This is a genomic window from Xylella fastidiosa (assembly GCF_011801475.1).
In the GTDB taxonomy this organism is placed as follows: Bacteria; Pseudomonadota; Gammaproteobacteria; order Xanthomonadales; family Xanthomonadaceae; genus Xylella; species Xylella fastidiosa.
Window position 1 is genome coordinate 299,352 of sequence record NZ_CP044352.1, and the last position, 18,934, is coordinate 318,285.

Below are 18,934 nucleotides of genomic sequence, written 5' to 3' on the forward strand. Positions count from 1 at the left end.
TCCAGGCGATCGTATCCAGTCGATACATGGTTGATGGTGATACGCGTGTTAATCCGTTGGTGTTTGAGGTTATTCCGACACTGTTGCATGTCATAGTGCTCACTCGTATGCAGAGTGTTTTTATAGTACTGCTCCCATTGGAGTGGCTGAGCATGAGATTTCCCGTTCGCTCTTGCTTGTTTTAGACGTTGATACTAGTGCTGATCGGTTTCTGAGGTGCTGTGTTTCCAAAGGATGCAGAAACAGGAAGATTTTCCGTATGTATACGGTGTTTTTGCAGGTGTGTTGTTCTTGATTGTTCCGAGCTGCTGCTCTCTATACGATGCATTTATTCAACGTGTCTATCAGTGAATGCACGTTCAAAATCAATATGCTCATCTTTAAATCATGTGATAAGACATGCGCTCTATTTAAGCCGAATATTGACATTATTTGGATATTCTTGAGTTGGGTTGTTCGACCAGGGAGGCTATAGGTGCTGATACTTCACGGTTGACAATGTTGACTGGATATTGCGTTTTTCTAGTGGGGTCCCCAGGGCAGAGGGTATTGCCGGATAACAGGTGTGTTGGGTGGAGACCTCCAAAGAGTTCTTGTACTAGAGCGATTGCCGCCACCGTCCGCTTTGTCGGTATTTGCGAACGTCTTGCTTCAGACAAGAAGGCAGGCACGGAAAGGTGGGGCGTCGCTGTTGCAATGTTGATTTCCGGATTAAGCAGGCTTGCCAGTGTTGATCAGATGGCGCAGCACATACTGGAGCAGTCCACCATGTGTGAAGTAGTCCACTTCCTTCGGGGTGAGCAGTAGGACCTTGACTTGAAACTGTTTGATGCTGCCATCAGATTGTTTTGCACTCACGGTGGCATGTTTGCTGATAGTGCCCTCCAAACCGGTCACATCGAACATTTCCGATCCATCCAGACCCAGTGTCTGTGCGTTCTGGCCGTCGAGAAATTGCAGTGGCAGTACGCCCATGCCGACGAGGTTGGAGCGGTGGATACGCTCGAAACTCTCGGCAATGACGGCTTTAATTCCAAGGAGTTTGGTTCCCTTGGCTGCCCAGTCGCGTGAGGAGCCAGTGCCGTACTCCTTTCCAGCGATTACCACCAGCGGGACGCCGTCTGTGTTGTACTTCATCGCGGCGTCATAGATCGACATCTTCTCCGGTGGCCCACCGGCTTTGGGGCGATACCATGTGTTCCCACCTTCTTCGCCGTTGAGCATGAGGTTTTTGAGGCGGATGTTGGCGAAGGTGCCGCGTACCATGACATCGTCATGCCCACGGCGGCTGCCGTAGCTGTTGAAGTCGGTAGGCTGTACGCCATGTTCTTGCAGGAAGCGTCCGGCGGGAGAATCCTGTTTGATGTTGCCGGCTGGGGAGATGTGGTCGGTGGTGATCGAATCAGCAAACAGGCCAAGCACGCGCGCGCCGCGAACGTCCTTGACAGGCTCTGTTTGCATCGTCATCCCATCGAAATATGGGGGATTTTTGATGTAAGTTGAGTGGGCGTCCCAGGCGTACAACGCTCCGTTTGGTGAGGCGATGGTGTTCCAGCGGGTGTCACCTTTAAACACGTCGGCGTAGTTCTGTTGGAACATCTCCGGACCGATTGTGGCGGCGATGGCATCTCCAATCTGTTTGTTGCTTGGCCAAATGTCGCGCAGGTAAACCGGCTGTCCGTCGTTGCCATTGCCCAATGGCTCGGAGGTCAGATCACTATTGACCGTGCCTGCGATGGCATAGGCAACGACCAGTGCTGGACTGGCGAGATAGTTCATTTTGACTTCTGGATGGATGCGCCCTTCAAAGTTACGGTTTCCCGACAGTACCGCGGCGGCTACCAAGTCGCCCTTGGCGATGCCTGCGCTCACTTCTGGGGGCAGTGGCCCAGAATTCCCGATGCAGGTAGTGCAGCCGTAGCCAACCACGTAGAACCCGAGTGTCTCCAGATCGTTGAGCAGGCCGGCTTTCTCCAGGTAGTCCGTGACAACACGCGAACCAGGGGCAAGCGAGGTTTTGACCCAGGGTTGGCGTTGCAGTCCCTTGGCAACGGCATTGCGTGCCAGCAGGCCAGCGCCGAACATCACCGCCGGATTAGAGGTGTTGGTGCAGGAAGTGATGGCTGCAATGACGACGGCGCCATCCTTGAGTTGCAGTGTTTGTCCGTTGATATCGAGGTCAACTTGTCCCTTGATGGGGTGTGTGTCGTGATCGTTGGCTTTGGTGGTGCGATGTGCGGTCAGTGCGCGAACGTGTTCGCGGTAGTTGTTTTGCATGTCTTGCAGTAGCACACGGTCTTGGGGACGTTTGGGACCGGCCAACGATGGTTTGATGTCGTCCATGTTCAGTTCCAGCGTGGTGCTGTAACTGGGAGGCGGGGTGTTGGGCGCATACCACAGCCCCTGTGCTTTTGCGTAGGCTTGGACCAGTGCGATTTGCGATTCGCTGCGTCCTGACAGGCGTAGGTAATTCAATGATTCTGTGTCGATCGGGAAGATGCCGCAGGTGGCACCATATTCCGGTGCCATGTTTCCGATGGTGGCGCGATCAGCCAGTGGCAGATGTGCTAGGCCATCGCCGTAGAACTCAACGAATTTGCCGACCACACCGTGTTTCCGTAGCATCTGGGTGACAGTCAGCACCAGATCAGTGGCTGTGGCGCCCTCGGGGAGTGTGCCAGTGAGTTTGAAGCCGACCACCTGGGGGATCAGCATCGAAGAGGGCTGACCCAGCATTGCCGCTTCGGCTTCGATACCACCGACGCCCCAGCCGAGTACGCCGATTCCGTTAATCATCGTGGTATGGCTGTCGGTACCGAACACGGTGTCTGGATAGGCCCAGGTGGCGCCCTCTTTTTCGGTCGTCATGACCACGCGAGCAAGGTGTTCTAAGTTGACTTGGTGGACGATGCCGGTATTCGGCGGTACAACCTTGAAGTTGTTGAATGCTTTTTGGCCCCAGCGTAGGAAGCCGTAACGTTCTTTGTTGCGTTGGAACTCAATGTTGCCGTTGTGTTCTAGTGCCTCCGGTTTGCCAAAAACGTCAACCTGTACGGAGTGGTCAATGACAAGTTCTGATGGGATGTGTGGGTTGATCTGCTCTGCGGTGCCGCCGAGTCTGATGGCTGCGTCACGCATGGCTGCCAAGTCGACTAAGCAGGGAACTCCGGTGAAGTCCTGTAGCAACACACGGGCTGGCATGAATGCAATTTCGGTGTCCGGCTCGGCTTTGGGATTCCATTTGGCCACTGCCTCAATATGCGCGGTGCTGACGGTGACGCCGCCGTCTTCATGCCGGAGCAGATTCTCCAGCAAGATCTTCATTGAGTAGGGAAGGTGCGATATGTCGAAGTGCTCACCCAGTTTCGTAAGGCTGTAATAGTGGTAAGACTGGTTCCCGACGTGTAATTGACGATGGGTGGAGAATGAATCGCGCATAGTGGGTGATTCCTTACGTTTGGATGGCTTGCAGTGGCAGTGCCGCTTCACATTATCGGCTTACAGTGTCCCTGATGGATCCTGATGGGCGGTTGTAGTGCTTGAGGCATACCTTAGGTATACCTCAAGAGTACACCTTGGGATGTGTCACTGATGTCACTGCGAATGTTTATGCTCACGTATGACCCGGAATACTTGATGTCTGCATGCATTCTGGTATGTCAAAAAAAATATGTATAATGAACGCATACTCATAGAGGCAATCATCAATGGATGCGACTGTTGCCGAACGTGGGCAAATTACGCTGCCTAAGAGAGTGCGCGATGCACTGGGTTTGACCAAGGGCACCGTGTTGAAGGTTGAATTGGAGGGGGGACGTATCATCCTACGTAAGAGTGTGGATGATGCAATCGCGCGTGCCCGCGGCAGATTTATCCTGGACGATTTCGGTTGCAGTGCCATCGAGACGAAGACGGACAAGCAATGAGACGGTGATTGCAGTCGATTTCCCCGTTCTGGTTGAATTGCTCACTGATCGGCCACAGGCCGATGCAGTTGAAGCTGCGTTGCGCCAATGTCTAGTCAGTGGCCGGGTTGTGGTGTGTGATGTGGTGTTGGCCGAGATGAGTGCTGTGTTACGCGGCGGCGCTGAGGTGCTGGGAGTGCTTGAGGAGATGGGGGTACACTTCGATCCATTAGAAGCTAAATCGGCGTTGCGTGCTGGCGAGATGTACCGCCGCTATCGTCAACGTAATGCCACCGAAAGTGACATGAAATATTTTCTAGTTGGTGCCCATGCGTTGTTGCAGTGCGACGGCCTGATGACCTGGAACGATGCGTTTTATCGTGACTATTTTAAAGGTATGAAACTCATCGTGCCGGGCGCATGAGCGCCTCCATCCATACGTTGTCCATCCTAAATTATTTATGCGGAGAGTTACCCATGTTGGAAGCCTATCGCCATCACGTTGCTGAGCGCGCTGCGCTTGGCATTCCACCATTGCCGCTGAGTGCGCAGCAGACGGCAGATGTCATTGAATTGTTTAAAACCCCACCAGTGGGTGAAGAAGATTTTCTCCTGGATCTCATCACCCACCGTGTGCCAGGTGGCGTAGATGATGCGGCTAAAGTCAAAGCCTCCTATTTGGCCGCGGTTGCCTTTGGAACAGAAGTCACGCCGTTGCTCACGCCACAGCGCGCCACCGAATTATTAGCGACGATGCTCGGGGGCTATAACATCCAACCGTTGATTGATTTGCTTGATCATGCCGCATTAGGTCAGGTTGCGGCCGAAGGGTTGAAGCACACCTTACTGGTGTTTGATGCGTTCCATGACGTGCAGGAGAAAGCAGAGCAGGGCAATGGCAACGCACGCGCAGTCCTTGAAAGCTGGGCGGCGGCTGAGTGGTTCACCAGCAAGCCGGAAGTGCCGCATTGCCTGACCGTCACCGTGTTCAAAGTCCCCGGTGAAACCAATACCGATGATTTGTCGCCGGCACCGGATGCGACAACCCGGCCGGATATTCCGATGCATGCGTTAGCAATGCTGAAGAACAAGCGTGAGGGAGCACCGTTTGTACCCGAAGAAGATGGCAAACGGGGGCCAATTCAAGAGATGTTGTCGTTGAAGGAGAAAGGGCATCTCGTTGCCTATGTCGGTGATGTTGTCGGTACAGGCTCCAGCCGGAAGTCCGCAACTAACTCGGTGCTGTGGTGGACGGGCAAGGACATTCCATACATTCCGAACAAACGTTTCGGAGGTGTGTGTTTAGGCTCGAAGATCGCGCCGATTTTCTACAACACGATGGAAGATGCTGGTGCGCTGCCGATTGAGCTTGATGTATCGAAGATGGAACATGGCGACGTGATTGAGTTGTATCCGTATGAAGGAAAAGCACGGAAGAACGGCGCAGTGATTGCTGAATTTTCGTTGAAATCGGACGTGTTGTTGGATGAGGTGCGCGCTGGTGGTCGTATCCCGCTCATCATTGGCCGTGGCCTGACCTCCAAGGCGCGTGAGGCCTTAAAGCTGGAACCCACTTCCCTATTCCGTTTGCCCGTCAATCCACCGGAAACTGGCCGCGGATTTTCGTTGGCGCAGAAGATCGTGGGCCGCGCTTGTGGCCTCCCCGAAGTAAATGGCAAGCAGCAGGGCATGCGCCCGGGGACATACTGCGAACCAAAAATGACATCAGTCGGTTCACAGGATACGACCGGTCCCATGACGCGTGACGAATTGAAAGATTTGGCCTGCTTGGGATTCTCCGCTGACTTGGTGATGCAGTCGTTCTGCCACACCGCGGCCTACCCGAAACCGGTGGATGTAAAAACTCACCACACCTTGCCGGAATTCATTTCCACCCGCGGCGGCGTCTCCCTACGTCCTGGTGATGGTGTGATTCATAGTTGGCTCAATCGCATGCTGTTGCCTGATACCGTCGGTACTGGCGGTGATTCGCATACCCGTTTCCCGATTGGTATTTCGTTTCCTGCGGGGTCTGGCTTGGTTGCTTTCGCTGCGGCGACCGGAGTGATGCCGTTGGATATGCCCGAATCCGTCTTGGTGCGCTTCAAAGGTCACATGCAACCGGGGGTGACGCTACGTGATCTGGTGAATGCGATTCCGCTGTACGCCATCAAACAAGGCTTGTTGACTGTTGCCAAACAGGGCAAGAAAAACATTTTCTCTGGTCGGATTCTCGAAATTGAAGGGCTGCCCAATTTGAAGGTAGAACAGGCATTCGAGCTGTCTGATGCTTCGGCGGAACGTTCAGCGGCGGGCTGCACCGTCCGTTTGAATAAAGAGCCGATCATTGAGTATCTCAATAGCAATATCACCCTGTTGAAGTGGATGATTGCCGAAGGCTATGCCGATGCCCGTTCCTTGGCGCGCCGGATTAAGAAGATGGAAGCATGGCTGGCTGATCCGCAACTGATCGAACCGGATACCGACGTTGAGTACGCTGCGGTCATTGAGATCGACCTGGCTGATATTCATGAACCTATTGTGGCCTGCCCGAATGACCCAGATGACGTGAAAACCTTGTCTGAAATTGCGGGCGCGAAAATTGACGAGGTCTTTATCGGTTCATGCATGACCAATATTGGCCACTTCCGCGCTGCGGCCAAGCTGTTGGAAGGCAAACGTGATATCCCAACTCGGCTATGGGTGGCTCCCCCGACCAAAATGGACGCATCGGAGCTGACCAAGGAAGGCCACTATGGCACCTTTGGCAATGCTGGGGCGCGTATGGAGATGCCAGGCTGCTCCCTGTGCATGGGCAATCAAGCGCAGGCGCGTGAGGGGGCGACGGTATTTTCTACCTCCACCCGTAACTTCCCTAATCGCTTGGGTCGTAATACCAACGTGTATCTGGGTTCGGCAGAATTAGCCGCTATCTGCTCCCGCTTGGGAAAAATTCCGACCAAGGATGAATACATGGCAGACATTGGTGTGATCGATACTCAACGTACGGAGATATACCGTTACATGAACTTTGATCAGATCCAGGAGTATCTGGATGTGGATCACACTGCGGTCGCGTGATCGTCAATAGGACGTGGTGTCATCGCCCCCGGCCAGGAGTTTGCCAGCTCCGGCTCGGGGGCTTGATGAGGTAAGCAGACTTGTTTTGGCCGCAGCTCATCAACAGCCACGACAACCTAGGATGCATCGGTGATAGCAGTGACCTCATGCAGTGCGACGTATTCCTCTGCATCTGATGGGCTTATCGCGTTGCTTTATGGTGACTCCTGGTCAGCGTGATCGCTGAGTGCATCACACATCAACATGCAGTTGCCTGCGTACCTGTTGTTCCTCTGCGGGGTTTGTTGCTGGTTATGTTCGCGCGGCGCGTAAAACTTGATCTACCTGTGCCTGGGTGGGTATAGTCGCCGCACCTTACACATGCAGCGAAACGATGCGGTGTGAAGGGCCGGGTAGCTCAGTCGGTAGAGCAGGGGACTGAAAATCCCCGTGTCGGGGGTTCGATTCCCTCCCCGGCCACCAAAATTCAACGCCCAACTGTTCTCAGTTGGGCGTTTTCATTTCCAGGCTCCGCGACACAACGCGAACGACTAGGACAGATCGCCTCACAATAGCGGCAGCGCCTATGAGCGCGCTCCCAGTGTTGAGAACTAGATCGTGCAGCCCCTTGATCGCCTGGTCTGTCGCATCGTGTGCCTCAGATGCGGACTGGAGAGGGGGTGCCAGAGAGACGCTCACAGACGCTCACGCAAACAGGAAGAGCCAGCACGGCTGCGGTGTCGGAGGCCCCATTTTCAAGCCGATACCGAGTTCTCTACGTGTACTGCCACCGTGCCGTGTTGCGTTGCTGAATTGCCTTTCTTACGCGTGCGATGGCGGACGGTATGCTCATCTATTCCTCCTGCATCACACCCTGCTTCTTGTCGATCTGTACTTTCGGCAAAGCGGTGTTGCCCCGTACCTTCCATTGCGTGCCAACCGGGAACATATGCACTCATCAGTGCCTTGAACATGCGCCCGTGAGTTGCCAAGCGTAGGTGAAGCAGCTCATGGACGATGACGTAGTCCTGAAAACGCTGCTCTTGGTCGAGGAGGTCGCTCGCTAACGTGATGGTGCCCGTTGAAGAGCACGAGCCCCATTTTTTGCGCATGTCCTGGACCCGAACGGCACGAGGATTCACCTTGAGCTTGACCGCCCAGGACAGCACACGACGTTTCAAGTCTTGTGCCGGATATTGCGACGATTTCATTCGCGGCCCTCCGCCAACAACAGCCGTACAACGAGGTCGACGACACGCGCCCGCTCGTCCTGCCCAAGAGCAAGGAGGGGCGTGTACAGCGAGGCACGCGCAGCCTCCGTTGTTCGTCGGCGTTCATCAGGGCGTTGCGGTAGCGTCCCAGCAACGCTTCGGCATCCTTGGCCAGCGTCATGGCGTCGATACCCAGCGCTTTGATGGCTGCGTCTTCGCGCAGCACCCAGGCAATGGCGAAGGCGCGAGGTGACAAACCACTGTTGCGTGCCGCCTGCATTGCCGCGTCTTTCTCGGCAGCCAGTGCTGCGAGCTGGTCCATCGCGGCCAGACCGGTCGTCTTGCGCTCCTCCAGATTCTTGATGATGCGATCGGCGCAATCCTTCAGTGGCTGTAGCACCGGGGCCGTGGCGGGGTTTTCGTCAATTTCGCGCTGCAGATCGCGCACCAGGTTGTATACCTTGCCCTCCTCGGACCCAACTTCGTCACGCAGTGAGGTGAGTGTTGCCATGTCGAAGGTCACACTCTTGGTCAGGCGTCCAAGACCGTGTTGTTCGGCGTTTTGCTCAATAAGGCGGCGTGTTTTGTAGGCCAAGTCAGCCACAAATCCAACCTTTGAGGCGTAGGCGTTGCGCACAGTGGCGTACAGCTGACTGAGCTGCTTATAGGTCGTGATGTGGTCACATAGCGCGGGATCGGGCGAAAGAATTTCCCACAGGGCCTTGATCTCTTTGTAGTTTTCGAAGAAGGTTTTACGCGCCTCGGGCGTCAAGAAGCGGCCGAACACCAGGCGCTCCAACCGCTCGTCCGGCGTGCCACCAGCATCCGGCTTTAGGTAGTCCTGCTTGGCCTGTGCAATACGCTTCAGGAAATCCTCCAGCAGCATGTCGAGATCCTCAATTGCACCGCTGACGTCGCTGGAGTCGAACTGCAGCGCTTTCTTAAGGGCACGCAGCACGCCGACAACGTCGACCACCAGGCCGACACGCTTCTGCATCCCGTTGGCATCCACGTAAGGCCGGTTCGCTCGCGCAACCGACTGCAGCAAAATGTGGTCGCGCATCGGCTTATCCAGGTACAAGCAGTACAGCAATGGCGCATCGTAGCCCGTGAGCAGCTTGTCGGTGACAATCAGAATTTTCGGGTCTTCGGTGTTTTTCTTGAAGTCTTTGTGCACTTGCTTCTCGGCCTCCTTGGAGAGCTGCAACCCGGCCACCAGCGGACGATCCACCACGTCAGCGGCGTTCTCGGTGTAGACCGCTGCAGTCCACTCGGGCGGTAGCAGCGTGTCCAGTGCCTTCTTGTACTTGGCGCACGCCTTGCGGTTCACCGCAACCACGAAGGCCTTGTAACCCAGTGGCAGCACATTCTCCTTGAAGTGTGCCGCGATGAAAGCCGACACCTTTTCGATGCGGTCATCTGCCGTCAAGAAGGTGCGTAGCCCTACCGCGCGGTCCAGTATCTTGTTCAATTCCTCGACATCACTCACGCCTTCGCTCTCGGCCAGCGCAAAAAACTCCTTGTCCAGCCGTTCGGCAGGCACCGTCATCTCACCCGGTGCCATCATGTATTTGATCGGTAGCGTGGTCTGGTCGGCGATGCTCTCAGCAATGGAGTACTTGTCCAGGTAACCCAGCGCATCCTGCGTGCCGAAGATCTTGAACGTGCTTTCCCCTTGTGAGGTGTGCGCGATAGATGTGCCGGTGAAGCCGATGATCGTGGCCTTGGGAACAGCCGCCATCAGGTAGATGCCAAGGTCCTTGGCTACCGAGCGGTCCGCCTCATCAATAAACACGTACACGTTGTCGCGCAGGCACCTGTCTTTGCGGACGGCCTCGAACTTGTGGATCATTGAGATGATCAGGCCGCGAAAGTCAGCATCTCACAGGGACTGCAGTTTGGCCTTATTGTTGGCCCGTTTGACCGTGATGTCTTGCTGCTGCATCTCGCCCAGCAGGCATTCCACCCATCCTTTCAACTGGCCTTCCAGCTCCGTGCGGTCTACAACGAGAATCACCGTTGCATTGGCGAAGCGTGCCTTGTTTTCCAAGATCAACCGTGCAGCGGTCAGCAGAGTGAAGGTCTTGCCCAAGCCCTGGGTGTGCCAGATTAGGCCGCGTGTCTTGGCAGGGTCTGCGCAGCGTTCCAGAATCACGTCGATGGCGCGCCGCTGGTGCTGGTGCAGCACCGACTTGCGCATCTTGCCGTCCTCTACGTAGAACAAAATCCAGTGCTGCAACGTGCGCAGGAATTCGGTGGGTTGGAAGAAGGACTGTACTGCGAAGCGGTAGGTTTCTTCTGGTGCCTGTTTCCAGCGTGCCATAGAGCGCCGGTTCGCATTCCAGGTGACGCCGTACCAGTAGTCGAGTAGGTGCGTGACGTTGAATAGCTGGGCTGTCGCCAGCAGCTCGGGTGTTTCCAGCGTGTAGCGACGCAGTTGCTTGATGGCACGCTCAATGGCGTCGCCGTCCTTCGGGTTTTTGTGTTCGACGATCATCACCGGTACGCCGTTGATGAGGAACATGACATCGGCGCGGTTGCCCTTGCGTGCGGGTGGTTTGATCTTCCATTCCCAGGTCACATGAAACAGGTTGTCCGCCACGTGTGTGAAGTCGATGAGTGTCACCGGTCGGTGGCGCTTTGCGGAGGCGTCGTACCACTGATGTTCGCCGCGCAGCCAGGCCAGCAACTTGCGGTTGCCTTCAATGGTGGCCGGCAGTGCGTCCAAGGTTTCCACCACGGAGCGCATGGTGTCGGCAGACATCCAGGGGTTGAACGCTGCGAGCTTGGCTTCCAGCACGTCACGGAAGAAGGTACCGGCTTCGCCGCCGCGCTTGGTGCGCGCATCCTCCGGCGTGATTGATGTCCAGCCGATCTCCACCGCGTGTTTCACCATGGGGAACTGCACGGTCCCGGCTTCGCTGATTTTGAGTGTGCTCATGCGGTGATCCCCTCGTGTTGCGTCGAGGCTGGGGACAGTGCCGACAGATCCAGATCCGATACAGAAATTTCCCCGGTCATCAGTTTGTGGAGCAGGGATTTGGACATGTCCTCAAGGACATGGCGCTTGCGACGGTGCAGGTCGATCTTGCGGTCGATGGCGTCAATGATTGAGACAATCTCGTCCTGCTCGGCGTGCGAGGGAGGTGTTGCGAATAGAAGGTCACGAACCATCTCCAAATTGAGGTTCTGTTGCTGCCCGCCGTGGGCGAGTGATCGAATATCCTCGTAGCGCCAAGTCAAGTAAGAAAGTGATAGAGGTATCGTGTATGAACTAGGTTGTTGATCGGAACCATAGCCGCGCATGCCTGATTGCATGCGGCTTCGATACCAAGAATCGCGACTTTGCCTCGAGTAACGCCTTGGCCGTACATAGCCATCAAAAGGGTTCCCTTCGGTAGCAACTTGGCCGCAGGGTCTTGAAGTCCTTTGGGTGTGATGTGCTCCTTTGTCTCCGTAATCTGACAGTACGCCACCTCGGTAGTTTTGATCCAAGGGATGCTGCCGCCAGTCCAATAGGCAGGGTCGCCACGAGATGGGGTGCCACCAGATACAACCGAGAAGTGTGCCGCGATGGGTTCTAACCCTCAGCTTTCCGGCATCGGCCCGATCTCGGTGTCCTTCTGTGCTTCGCCGTGCAGGCCGCGTGTGAAGATGCTGCTAAGCGCTGAGCGCTTCAGTGCCATGAGTGTTTGACAGAGGTGCTGTTCGTGCCGATAGGCGGTGCGTACGCCAATGATAAGGCGCGCGAGGGACTGTTGTTCCTGCAGAGGATGCGCGGGCACTTCGATTCGGAGGTACTCACGCCAGTCCAGATTGCGAATACCCGTTGTTGCGCGTTGGAGGGTTTCAGTAGCTTCATCAAGGTAGAGTGCGTGCAAATAGAGGGCGACGTAGCCAGGGTCGAATAGCGATCGATCTCGGATGCGAATCGTTGTTGTGAAGTTGCTGGAGAAGTAGGTGTGATCGTCGAAGGGGACGAAGAGTGCGGCTTTACCGATGGGCTGCTTTGGGCCGCCACCGGGGCGTTCGATGATGATGTCCCCGGGTTGAAGTTGCCGCGAGGCAACGTGTCGATCCTCGACCTCCAGCTCCACCACATCATCGAAGTCGAGCAGCCCATCGCCTGCGAAGTTCGTGCTACGTAGGACTCTGGCTGACTTCAAGGGTCCACGTGTTCCTTATCCAAAGACTGCTGATCAGCTCGAAGTTCGACGTGTCGTTAAGCGGCACGCTTTTCATGACGCCTCTGCCTGCGAAGCAATGCGGCAAAGCAGCGGCTCAAGCTCATGCCAGAGGTTATCTGCGTTCTTTGTCAGGTCATTTGCAAGACGAACTAAGTCACCGCTGCTTCGATGATCGGTGTCCTCTGACTGCCTCACCCATCGCTCCGGACTCAGGTTGTAGTCTGCCTCTTCGGCTTGTTGCTGGGTGATAACCGCCAGCTCCCCGGCGACGGGTTCGCCCTTGAGGTAGAGCGCCGCTAAAGACCGCACGTCCTCCTCAGGCATGTAGTTCTTGGGTTTGCCCTTTTTGTATCGGCGGCTGGCGTTGAGCAGGACGATCTTGTCCTTTCGCGCCGCCGGTTTGCGTTTGTTGAGCACCACGATTACGCCCGCTGCTGTGGTGTTGTAGAACAAGTTCTCAGGCAGCAGGATGACGCCGTCGATCAGGTCTTGATCCACGAACCACTTGCGAATGCTGCGCTCCTTGTCTTCGTTCTTGGAGCCGGAGCCGCGTGTCACCGCGCCGGTGTCAAGTACCACCGCTGCGCGGCCGTGGTCGTACAGGCACGCCAAGGTGTGCTGCAACCATGCCCAGTCTCTCTTGCCGCTGGTGATGCCGCCTGCCGTGCGGAAGCGGTCAAAAGGTCGTTGGCGAATAGGTCCGCCGTAAAGGGCTGGTTCCACATCGGGTTGGCCACCACGATGTCGTGGCTGGGGATTTTGCCGTTGGCTGCGCGAAACTTTGGGTTGATCATGGTGTCGCCGCGGGCGAGTTCGGCCTCCATATCGTGGATGATTGCGTTCATTTGCGCGATGGCGTAGTTGTCTGCCTGGAGTTCCTGGCCGGACAACTTCACTGGGACGCGGCTGGTGGGGTCAAGTTCGTGGGCAGACGATCTGCAGTTTGATGAGTAACCCGCCTGAGTCGCACGCATAGTCGTGACAGGCGTCGCCTGACTTGGGGCGCAGGATGTGTGCCATCAAAAAGCCCACCTTGGTTGGGGTGAAGAACTCGCCGGCACTCTGTCCGGAACCTTCGGCGAATTTGCGTAGTAGGTATGCGTAGGCGCGGCCGAGGAAATCAGGGTGTACGTGGGCGAGTCCGAGGTGGTAGCGCAGGTCGGAGAATGTTTCGACCACGCCGCGCAGCTTGGCCGGATTGATGTCGCCTTCGCTGTTACGTTCGACGGCGAAGTCCACGATGTCGATTACATCGGAGAGTGTCGGGTTCTGTTTGATCACTGCACGGACGGCTTTAGTGAGGTGCTCGCCGATGTCGCGTGGCGCGGTTGGACGGTCGTCTTCATCCAGCGGCCAGTTGAACGACTTACGCCCGCTGATCACCGTCCACCGAGCCTGCGGGGGCAGGTAGAACCGCAGCAGTGAGTGGTCCGATTCGGCAATTTCCAGGGCGGTGGCACAATCGCCGTATTCCTCGGCGAGCCGTGTGATTTTGTCGTCGAAAACATCGGACAGCCGCTTCAGGAAGAGTAAGGGCAGCAGGTAATCCTTGAACTTAGCTGCGTCCTTCTCGCCGCGGATCGAGCAGGCGGCATCCCACAGCATCTGCTCCATCGGTTTGGTTGTGGGCGTGGCCGTCGCCGCTCGCCCCGTGCGCCGCCGCGTCACTTGTGCGGCGGCTTCGGCTGGCGGGGGGCTTTCGGTCCCTTGGACCCCCGCTTCCTGCGCTAGAGCAAGGGTGGTTTGCATGCGCTGCATGCTGAGGTGTGTTGCCGCCACTTTCCCAGCGGTTGACCGTGGTGAAGCAGACGCCTAGGCGCTTGGCAAGTTGTTTCTGGGTGAGGTTCAAGGCGGCGCGCGTAGCGCGGAGGATCGCAGGGAAATCTATGTGATATGTCAGTTTGTGATGTTTGATCACTGTGTCAAACAGTGTGTTGCGCGGCAGGTCACGGTGTTGGGCGAGCTTCGAAGGGGTAGGCAGATGAGTAGGAGCCGATGCGATGTGGCTGTGGTGTCTCACAGGGTCGATGTGCATGGATGTGGTCGATCTATGCGGTGCCGACGAAGCCAGTGATGAGACTTGCCTGATGGATGGAAACAAGAAGATCTGGGGCGTCCACGTCATGATATACGCCGATGTTGACGCGCTCTACCGGGTTGGCTGTGTCTGCGCGGGGAAGAGGAGCGGCGGCGATAGACCACGTTGATGTGAAGGTTGGCTACGGTATCGATTCATCCGCTGATCAAGGTGGCTGGACCGCAAGTGGCGGGTTCCAGCCAAGGGCAACCTGTTCCTGAATGTCAGGGGCTACACCTTGGAGGTTTACAAGATCAAGACGGGACGCTAGGGAGATCGCATCGGTAGCCGATGTGGTCACCGGACCTATGCGGTTCTGGACGAGGCGAAGCTAGCGCTGTTCGACGACGTTTGTGCGATGCCTCAGGAGGATGACCGGCGATAGGTTGCTGGCTGATGGGGCGGCGGGAGCCATTGCGTGTTAGTTGTGAGGGTTGCAGTTCTCTAAAGTGCAGACCCTATCGCCTGTTGAGTGAGTGAAACCAATGTGGAGGAGTGCCCTATCAGGCTGTGAGTGACGTCTGGGGACGCGCATGGTAATCCAAAGGCACGCTTTGGCGCTGCCTTAAATGTCACGCGTGTTTGGTAAGTAGGTCGTGGATTTTCATACCGCAGTACTGGAGTGCAATCAGGTGACTCTCTTTCTGGCCTTTATACGGTGCTGGAGCTGGGGGGGGGACTCGGTTCTAGAGCTGTAACGTTCATTAAATAAATTCTCTGCCATGAATCATTCGAAGTTATTGAATGAATGACGTATAGAGCAAGATCAGCGGGCCAATGATTGTCGCGGTAAGGGGCGTTGGATGGCGATTGTGGTGAGTATTGCTGTGATTCACTTGATGGTTGCTGTGGTGTGGTGGCGTACCCAGGGGGTTATTTTGGTGCAGCGCGTGACGGCAATATCGTCACGTTCTAGTGCAGCAACGCCGCTGCTGCAAGGGACGGGCTATGTGATCGCGAGACGGCAAGCGACGGTTTCGGCGCAGGTCAGCGGCGTTTTGGTTCAGTTATTCATTGAAGAGGGTGACACGGTCAAGGCCGGGCAAGTGATTGCGCGTTTTGATGATAGTGCGCTGCGTACTGAATTCAACACAGCTGTGGTCAGTGTCGAAGCAGCCGCGGCGTAGGTGGGGCAGTTCCAGGCGTAATTGGTGCAGGCTGAGGCTGAGGCGCGCCGCGCCAGCGAGTTGTCCAGTGTCGGTGTGCTCAGTAAGTAGGCAGCGGAGCAGTCGCGTACCGCGGTGACCACGCTTAAAGCGCATAAAGCGCAGCTTGAAGCAAGTCGCAAGGTGGCCGATGTGGCGCGGGCGCAGGTTGCTCAGGTCAAAATGAACTTGGGTTTCACGGTGGTACGTGTACCTTTGGCCGGTGTGGTGATTGTGAAGGCGGCGCAGGTGGGCGAGAGCGTTTGGCCGTTATCTGCCGGCAGTGGTTTTATCCGCTCTTGCATAGGCACCATTTTGGATATGGATTTGCTAGAAATTGATGTTGACGTGAATGAGGTTTACATCTGTCATGTGAAGGTCAACATGCTTATTGAGCAGGCCTATTGAGGTGGTGTTGACGGCTTATCCTGACTGGCGCATCCCGGGGCATGTCGTTGCCATTGTGCCCACGGAGGATAAAGGAAAGGCCGCGGTGAAGGTGCGTATTGCGCTGGAGCAGAAGGATCCACGTATAACCTCCAGCATGGGGACGCGTGTTTCTTTTTTGAAAGCTAAATTTGCAGTGGCCAGTGAGGCAGTGTCGCCAAGTGGTGTGTTGTTGCCGTCATTTACAGTGGTGCAGGGTGGTCAGCACCGGGTTGTTTACCGTGTGCAGTGATGGTAGTGCCGAAGTTGGTTGGCAGTCAGATGCTGACATTGATGGGCTGTGTGTGGGTGACAGTGTCGTCAGTAGGGTGATTGTCAGGTTGCTTACGTCAAGTGGTTCAGTCATATGTGTATTGGGAATGTAAAGATGCCGGGGTGTGGGGTGTTGGTTGCTGACAGTGCAGGGAACGCTTGCTGTGGATGCTGGGGAGGGGCTGTGATGTGAATTGGATAGGCATTGTTCAGAAGACGATGGAACATCGGCTATCCTTGCGTACTGGAATTTTCAGGAGTTTCTAACCTATGCGTCCCAAGATTGTGGCTGGGAATTGGAAGTTGCATGGTAGCCACGCGTTCGCACAGGCATTGGTTGCGCAGGTCGCTGCTGGTTTGCCGCTGCCTGGAGTCAGTGTGATTATCTTGCCGCCATTGCTGTATCTGAGTGATTTGGCGCAGCGCTTCAAAGGGGAAGGTTTGGCGTTTGGTGCGCAGAACGTCAGTCACCATGATAAAGGTGCTTACACTGGGGAAGTTTCGGCGGCGATGGTGGCTGATGTCGGTGCTCATTACACTTTGGTTGGGCATTCTGAACGTCGGGAGTATCACCATGAGGACAGTGAGTTGGTGGCGCGTAAATTTGCTGCTGCTCTGAGTGCTGGGTTGCGACCAATTCTATGTGTTGGGGAGAGTTTGCCCCAGCGTGAGGCTGGACAGGCAGAGGTTGCCATTGCGATGCAGCTTGCGCCTGTGTTGGCTCTGGTTGGCCCGCAGGGTGTTGCCCGTGGCTTGATTGCCTATGAGCCGGTTTGGGCGATTGGTACTGGCCGTCATGCGGATCCGAGCCAAGTTCAAGCGATGCACGCTTTTATTCGTGGTGAAATTGCGAGGCAAGATGCTAGAATCGGCGATTCTCTGTTGATTCTATACGGAGGCGGCATCAAGCCTTGCAATGCTGCTGAGTTGTTTTCCCAGCAGGATGTCGATGGTGGGTTGATTGGTGGTGCTTCGTTGGTTGCTGATGATTTCTTGGCTATCGCTCGTGCGACGGTTTAGGGCTGATCTGCAACGTTCCTTTACTCGGAGGCTGATTCGAGATGTTGTTGCTTAATGTGATCTATGTTCTTGTTGCCATCGCTATGATTGTGTTGATTTTGATGCAGCGTGGTACGGGTGCGGCGGCAGGGTCTGGCTTTGGTGCTGGCGCATCGGGTACCGTATTCGGTTCCCGTGGTGCTTCCAATTTCCTCTCGAAATCGACGAAGTGGTTGGCTGTAGTGTTCTTTGGTATCAGTCTATTCATGGCTTGGTATGCCAGTCGCGGTCACCATTCGGTTGCGCAGCAGAATAGTTTGATGACGGAGGTGCCTGCGGCTCCTGCTGCTGGCGCTGACCAAGCGGCATCGCCAGTGCTTCAAGTTCCTGCGGTGCCAACGTCCACTAATACACCGGTTGGTGATAAGGAAAAAGCTTCCGATCACTCGCAAAAACGGTGAAGGTGGTTAGAATACGCTGCGTTTGTAAGGGTGGTCACGTAACGTAAGCCCAGGTGGCGGAATTGGTAGACGCACTACCTTGAGGTGGTAGCGACGTAAGTCGTAGGGGTTCGAGTCCCCTCTTGGGCACCATGTTTGCTTGTTTGTTTTTGCGCGTCGTGATCATCGCCAGGTAGAATCTTGTTGTATCCCCTCCCCAATGCATGCCTATGTCTTCCTATTTTATGGGGGCATCGGTTAGAAAGAGAATCGCTGTGCTGGCCGAATATTTGCCGATTCTGATTTTTCTGGTTGTGGCTACCGGTATTGGTCTTGCATTGATATTGATTGGCAGGTTCCTCGGTCCGCATCGCCCTGATTCCGAAAAGCTCTCCTCATATGAGTGTGGGTTTTCGGCTTTCGAAGACGCACGGATGAAGTTCGATGTGCGTTATTACTTGATTGCGATTCAATTCATTGTCTTCGACTTAGAAATCATCTTCATCGTGCCTTGGACTCAGGTGTTCATGGATATTGGCGCGCGTTCGCTTGTCACGATGGGGCTATTTGTCGGGATGCTGTTTCTTGGTTTTATATACGTATGGAAGAAGGGAGCGCTGGAATGGGAGTAATTCAGGCTATTGATCGTCTGATGACTAATCCGATCCCTGATGGTCAGGTGGATGACATTCTACGGCCGCAGGGGGAGAGTCCACTGTTGCAAAAGGGCTACGTGACAACCAGTGTCGATGCTTTGTTGAACTGGGCGCGTACCGGTTCGATGTGGCCAATGACCTTTGGTTTGGCCTGCTGTGCCGTTGAAATGATGCACGCTGGTGCTGCCCGCCTGGATTTGGACCGTTACGGAATAGTATTTCGTCCTTCGCCGCGTCAGTCTGACGTGATGATCGTGGCGGGTACTCTTGTTAACAAAATGGCTCCGGCGTTGCGCAAGGTCTACGATCAGATGCCTGACCCGAAGTGGGTGATCTCTATGGGTAGTTGCGCTAATGGTGGCGGTTACTATCACTATTCTTATTCAGTGGTGCGCGGTTGTGATCGCATCGTGCCCGTGGATGTCTATGTTCCCGGTTGTCCGCCGACTGCCGAAGCGTTGGTCTACGGCATTTTGCAGTTGCAGAAAAAGATCTGGCGAACCAAGACCATCGCAGGTTGATCTGTTGTTTTCTATCTACTGAATAGCCAACTAT

Annotated in this window: 20 protein-coding genes, 2 tRNA genes and 2 pseudogenes; 13 read left to right on the plus strand and 11 right to left on the minus strand. The window is 55.5% G+C overall.

Annotation, left to right across the window (positions count from 1 at the left end):
- Window positions 1-711 precede the first annotated feature (711 nt).
- Complete coding sequence (gene acnA / locus F7G16_RS01205; RefSeq protein ID WP_038232757.1) at window positions 712-3,438, minus strand: aconitate hydratase AcnA; 2,727 nt, start codon at window positions 3,436-3,438, stop codon at window positions 712-714.
- 269 nt (window positions 3,439-3,707) lie between these two features.
- Here acnA and F7G16_RS01210 point away from each other — a divergent pair, with 269 nt between their 5' ends.
- The 4 genes from F7G16_RS01210 (at window position 3,708) to F7G16_RS01225 (ending at window position 7,448) form a co-directional block, all read left to right on the plus strand.
- Window positions 3,708-3,926 (plus strand): AbrB/MazE/SpoVT family DNA-binding domain-containing protein, encoded by a 219-nt coding sequence (locus F7G16_RS01210; RefSeq protein WP_004087969.1) that lies wholly within the window; start codon window positions 3,708-3,710, stop codon window positions 3,924-3,926.
- A gap of 4 nt (window positions 3,927-3,930) precedes the next feature.
- Window positions 3,931-4,329, plus strand: coding sequence for a type II toxin-antitoxin system VapC family toxin (locus F7G16_RS01215; protein WP_011097555.1), 399 nt, complete (start codon window positions 3,931-3,933; stop codon window positions 4,327-4,329).
- 53 nt (window positions 4,330-4,382) lie between these two features.
- Window positions 4,383-6,986, plus strand: coding sequence for a bifunctional aconitate hydratase 2/2-methylisocitrate dehydratase (gene acnB, locus F7G16_RS01220; protein ID WP_004087965.1), 2,604 nt, complete (start codon window positions 4,383-4,385; stop codon window positions 6,984-6,986).
- Between the two features lie 386 nt (window positions 6,987-7,372).
- Window positions 7,373-7,448, plus strand: a tRNA-Phe gene (locus tag F7G16_RS01225).
- 272 nt (window positions 7,449-7,720) lie between these two features.
- Here the strand turns inward: F7G16_RS01225 and F7G16_RS12050 are convergent.
- The 10 genes and pseudogenes from F7G16_RS12050 to F7G16_RS12005 all read right to left on the minus strand — a co-directional run bounded on the left by F7G16_RS12050 (window position 7,721) and on the right by F7G16_RS12005 (window position 14,398).
- Window positions 7,721-7,924: a hypothetical protein gene (locus F7G16_RS12050; RefSeq protein ID WP_228762630.1), complete on the minus strand. Its 204-nt coding sequence runs from the start codon at window positions 7,922-7,924 to the stop codon at window positions 7,721-7,723.
- A gap of 27 nt (window positions 7,925-7,951) precedes the next feature.
- Window positions 7,952-8,176, minus strand: a pseudogene (locus F7G16_RS12055) (M48 metallopeptidase family protein); the annotation flags it as partial.
- A gap of 1,030 nt (window positions 8,177-9,206) precedes the next feature.
- Window positions 9,207-11,117: pseudogene (locus tag F7G16_RS11990) on the minus strand (type I restriction endonuclease subunit R); the annotation flags it as partial.
- A complete protein-coding gene (locus tag F7G16_RS01240; protein ID WP_186449624.1) occupies window positions 11,114-11,482 on the minus strand; it encodes a restriction endonuclease subunit S in 369 nt (122 codons plus the stop codon). The gene F7G16_RS01240 and the pseudogene F7G16_RS11990, both read right to left, overlap by 4 nt.
- Window positions 11,416-11,751, minus strand: coding sequence for a restriction endonuclease subunit S (locus F7G16_RS12680; protein WP_080502610.1), 336 nt, complete (start codon window positions 11,749-11,751; stop codon window positions 11,416-11,418). The genes F7G16_RS01240 and F7G16_RS12680 overlap by 67 nt, the downstream gene beginning before the upstream one ends.
- A 12-nt stretch (window positions 11,752-11,763) precedes the next feature.
- Entirely contained in the window at window positions 11,764-12,342 is a 579-nt protein-coding gene (locus tag F7G16_RS01250; protein ID WP_004087956.1) for a restriction endonuclease subunit S domain-containing protein, read from the minus strand.
- Window positions 12,343-12,414: 72 nt separating this feature from the next.
- Window positions 12,415-12,987, minus strand: a complete 573-nt coding sequence (locus F7G16_RS12465; protein WP_260473178.1) for an SAM-dependent methyltransferase — start codon at window positions 12,985-12,987, stop codon at window positions 12,415-12,417.
- Window positions 12,918-13,337: an N-6 DNA methylase gene (locus tag F7G16_RS12470; RefSeq protein ID WP_306308735.1), complete on the minus strand. Its 420-nt coding sequence runs from the start codon at window positions 13,335-13,337 to the stop codon at window positions 12,918-12,920. Before F7G16_RS12470 ends, F7G16_RS12465 begins: the two co-directional genes overlap by 70 nt.
- Window positions 13,279-13,977: a type I restriction-modification system subunit M N-terminal domain-containing protein gene (locus F7G16_RS12475; protein ID WP_256626238.1), complete on the minus strand. Its 699-nt coding sequence runs from the start codon at window positions 13,975-13,977 to the stop codon at window positions 13,279-13,281. Before F7G16_RS12475 ends, F7G16_RS12470 begins: the two co-directional genes overlap by 59 nt.
- Window positions 13,919-14,398, minus strand: coding sequence for a helix-turn-helix domain-containing protein (locus tag F7G16_RS12005; protein ID WP_004087951.1), 480 nt, complete (start codon window positions 14,396-14,398; stop codon window positions 13,919-13,921). The genes F7G16_RS12475 and F7G16_RS12005 overlap by 59 nt, the downstream gene beginning before the upstream one ends.
- Here F7G16_RS12005 and F7G16_RS01260 point away from each other — a divergent pair.
- The 9 genes from F7G16_RS01260 to F7G16_RS01295 all read left to right on the plus strand — a co-directional run bounded on the left by F7G16_RS01260 (window position 14,397) and on the right by F7G16_RS01295 (window position 18,900).
- Window positions 14,397-14,570 (plus strand): hypothetical protein, encoded by a 174-nt coding sequence (locus tag F7G16_RS01260; RefSeq protein ID WP_225621717.1) that lies wholly within the window; start codon window positions 14,397-14,399, stop codon window positions 14,568-14,570. The genes F7G16_RS12005 and F7G16_RS01260 overlap by 2 nt on opposite strands.
- A gap of 673 nt (window positions 14,571-15,243) precedes the next feature.
- On the plus strand, window positions 15,244-15,567 hold the full coding sequence (locus F7G16_RS01265) for a biotin/lipoyl-containing protein (RefSeq protein ID WP_004087947.1): 324 nt from the start codon (window positions 15,244-15,246) through the stop codon (window positions 15,565-15,567).
- A 114-nt stretch (window positions 15,568-15,681) separates the two neighbouring features.
- Window positions 15,682-15,993: an efflux RND transporter periplasmic adaptor subunit gene (locus tag F7G16_RS12065; protein ID WP_011097558.1), complete on the plus strand. Its 312-nt coding sequence runs from the start codon at window positions 15,682-15,684 to the stop codon at window positions 15,991-15,993.
- Entirely contained in the window at window positions 15,977-16,264 is a 288-nt protein-coding gene (locus F7G16_RS12070; RefSeq protein WP_011097559.1) for an efflux RND transporter periplasmic adaptor subunit, read from the plus strand. The genes F7G16_RS12065 and F7G16_RS12070 overlap by 17 nt, the downstream gene beginning before the upstream one ends.
- A 290-nt stretch (window positions 16,265-16,554) precedes the next feature.
- A complete protein-coding gene (gene tpiA / locus F7G16_RS01275; RefSeq protein ID WP_004087940.1) occupies window positions 16,555-17,304 on the plus strand; it encodes a triose-phosphate isomerase in 750 nt (249 codons plus the stop codon).
- Window positions 17,305-17,345: 41 nt separating this feature from the next.
- A complete protein-coding gene (gene secG, locus F7G16_RS01280) occupies window positions 17,346-17,744 on the plus strand; it encodes a preprotein translocase subunit SecG (RefSeq protein WP_004087939.1) in 399 nt (132 codons plus the stop codon).
- Window positions 17,745-17,791: 47 nt separating this feature from the next.
- Window positions 17,792-17,876: transfer RNA gene (locus F7G16_RS01285), tRNA-Leu, on the plus strand.
- Between the two features lie 122 nt (window positions 17,877-17,998).
- Window positions 17,999-18,355 (plus strand): NADH-quinone oxidoreductase subunit A, encoded by a 357-nt coding sequence (locus F7G16_RS01290; protein ID WP_011097560.1) that lies wholly within the window; start codon window positions 17,999-18,001, stop codon window positions 18,353-18,355.
- On the plus strand, window positions 18,346-18,900 hold the full coding sequence (locus tag F7G16_RS01295) for a NuoB/complex I 20 kDa subunit family protein (protein ID WP_004087937.1): 555 nt from the start codon (window positions 18,346-18,348) through the stop codon (window positions 18,898-18,900). Before F7G16_RS01290 ends, F7G16_RS01295 begins: the two co-directional genes overlap by 10 nt.
- The last annotated feature ends 34 nt before the right edge of the window (window positions 18,901-18,934 follow it).

Excerpts from the sequence above, each read along its gene's own strand:
- acnA (WP_038232757.1), bottom strand. The coding sequence starts at position 3,438 with ATGCGCGATTCATTCTCCACCCATCGTCAATTACACGTCGGGAACCAG.
- acnB (WP_004087965.1), top strand. The coding sequence starts at position 4,383 with ATGTTGGAAGCCTATCGCCATCACGTTGCTGAGCGCGCTGCGCTTGGC.
- F7G16_RS12475 (WP_256626238.1), bottom strand. The coding sequence starts at position 13,977 with ATGGAGCAGATGCTGTGGGATGCCGCCTGCTCGATCCGCGGCGAGAAG.
- F7G16_RS12050 (WP_228762630.1), bottom strand. The coding sequence starts at position 7,924 with ATGAGTGCATATGTTCCCGGTTGGCACGCAATGGAAGGTACGGGGCAA.
- tpiA (WP_004087940.1), top strand. The coding sequence starts at position 16,555 with ATGCGTCCCAAGATTGTGGCTGGGAATTGGAAGTTGCATGGTAGCCAC.
- F7G16_RS12005 (WP_004087951.1), bottom strand. The coding sequence starts at position 14,398 with ATGCACATCGACCCTGTGAGACACCACAGCCACATCGCATCGGCTCCT.
- F7G16_RS01265 (WP_004087947.1), top strand. The coding sequence starts at position 15,244 with ATGGCGATTGTGGTGAGTATTGCTGTGATTCACTTGATGGTTGCTGTG.
- F7G16_RS01240 (WP_186449624.1), bottom strand. The coding sequence starts at position 11,482 with ATGCGCGGCTATGGTTCCGATCAACAACCTAGTTCATACACGATACCT.
- F7G16_RS01295 (WP_004087937.1), top strand. The coding sequence starts at position 18,346 with ATGGGAGTAATTCAGGCTATTGATCGTCTGATGACTAATCCGATCCCT.
- F7G16_RS01210 (WP_004087969.1), top strand. The coding sequence starts at position 3,708 with ATGGATGCGACTGTTGCCGAACGTGGGCAAATTACGCTGCCTAAGAGA.
- secG (WP_004087939.1), top strand. The coding sequence starts at position 17,346 with ATGTTGTTGCTTAATGTGATCTATGTTCTTGTTGCCATCGCTATGATT.
- F7G16_RS01260 (WP_225621717.1), top strand. The coding sequence starts at position 14,397 with ATGGATGTGGTCGATCTATGCGGTGCCGACGAAGCCAGTGATGAGACT.
- F7G16_RS12470 (WP_306308735.1), bottom strand. The coding sequence starts at position 13,337 with ATGCGTGCGACTCAGGCGGGTTACTCATCAAACTGCAGATCGTCTGCC.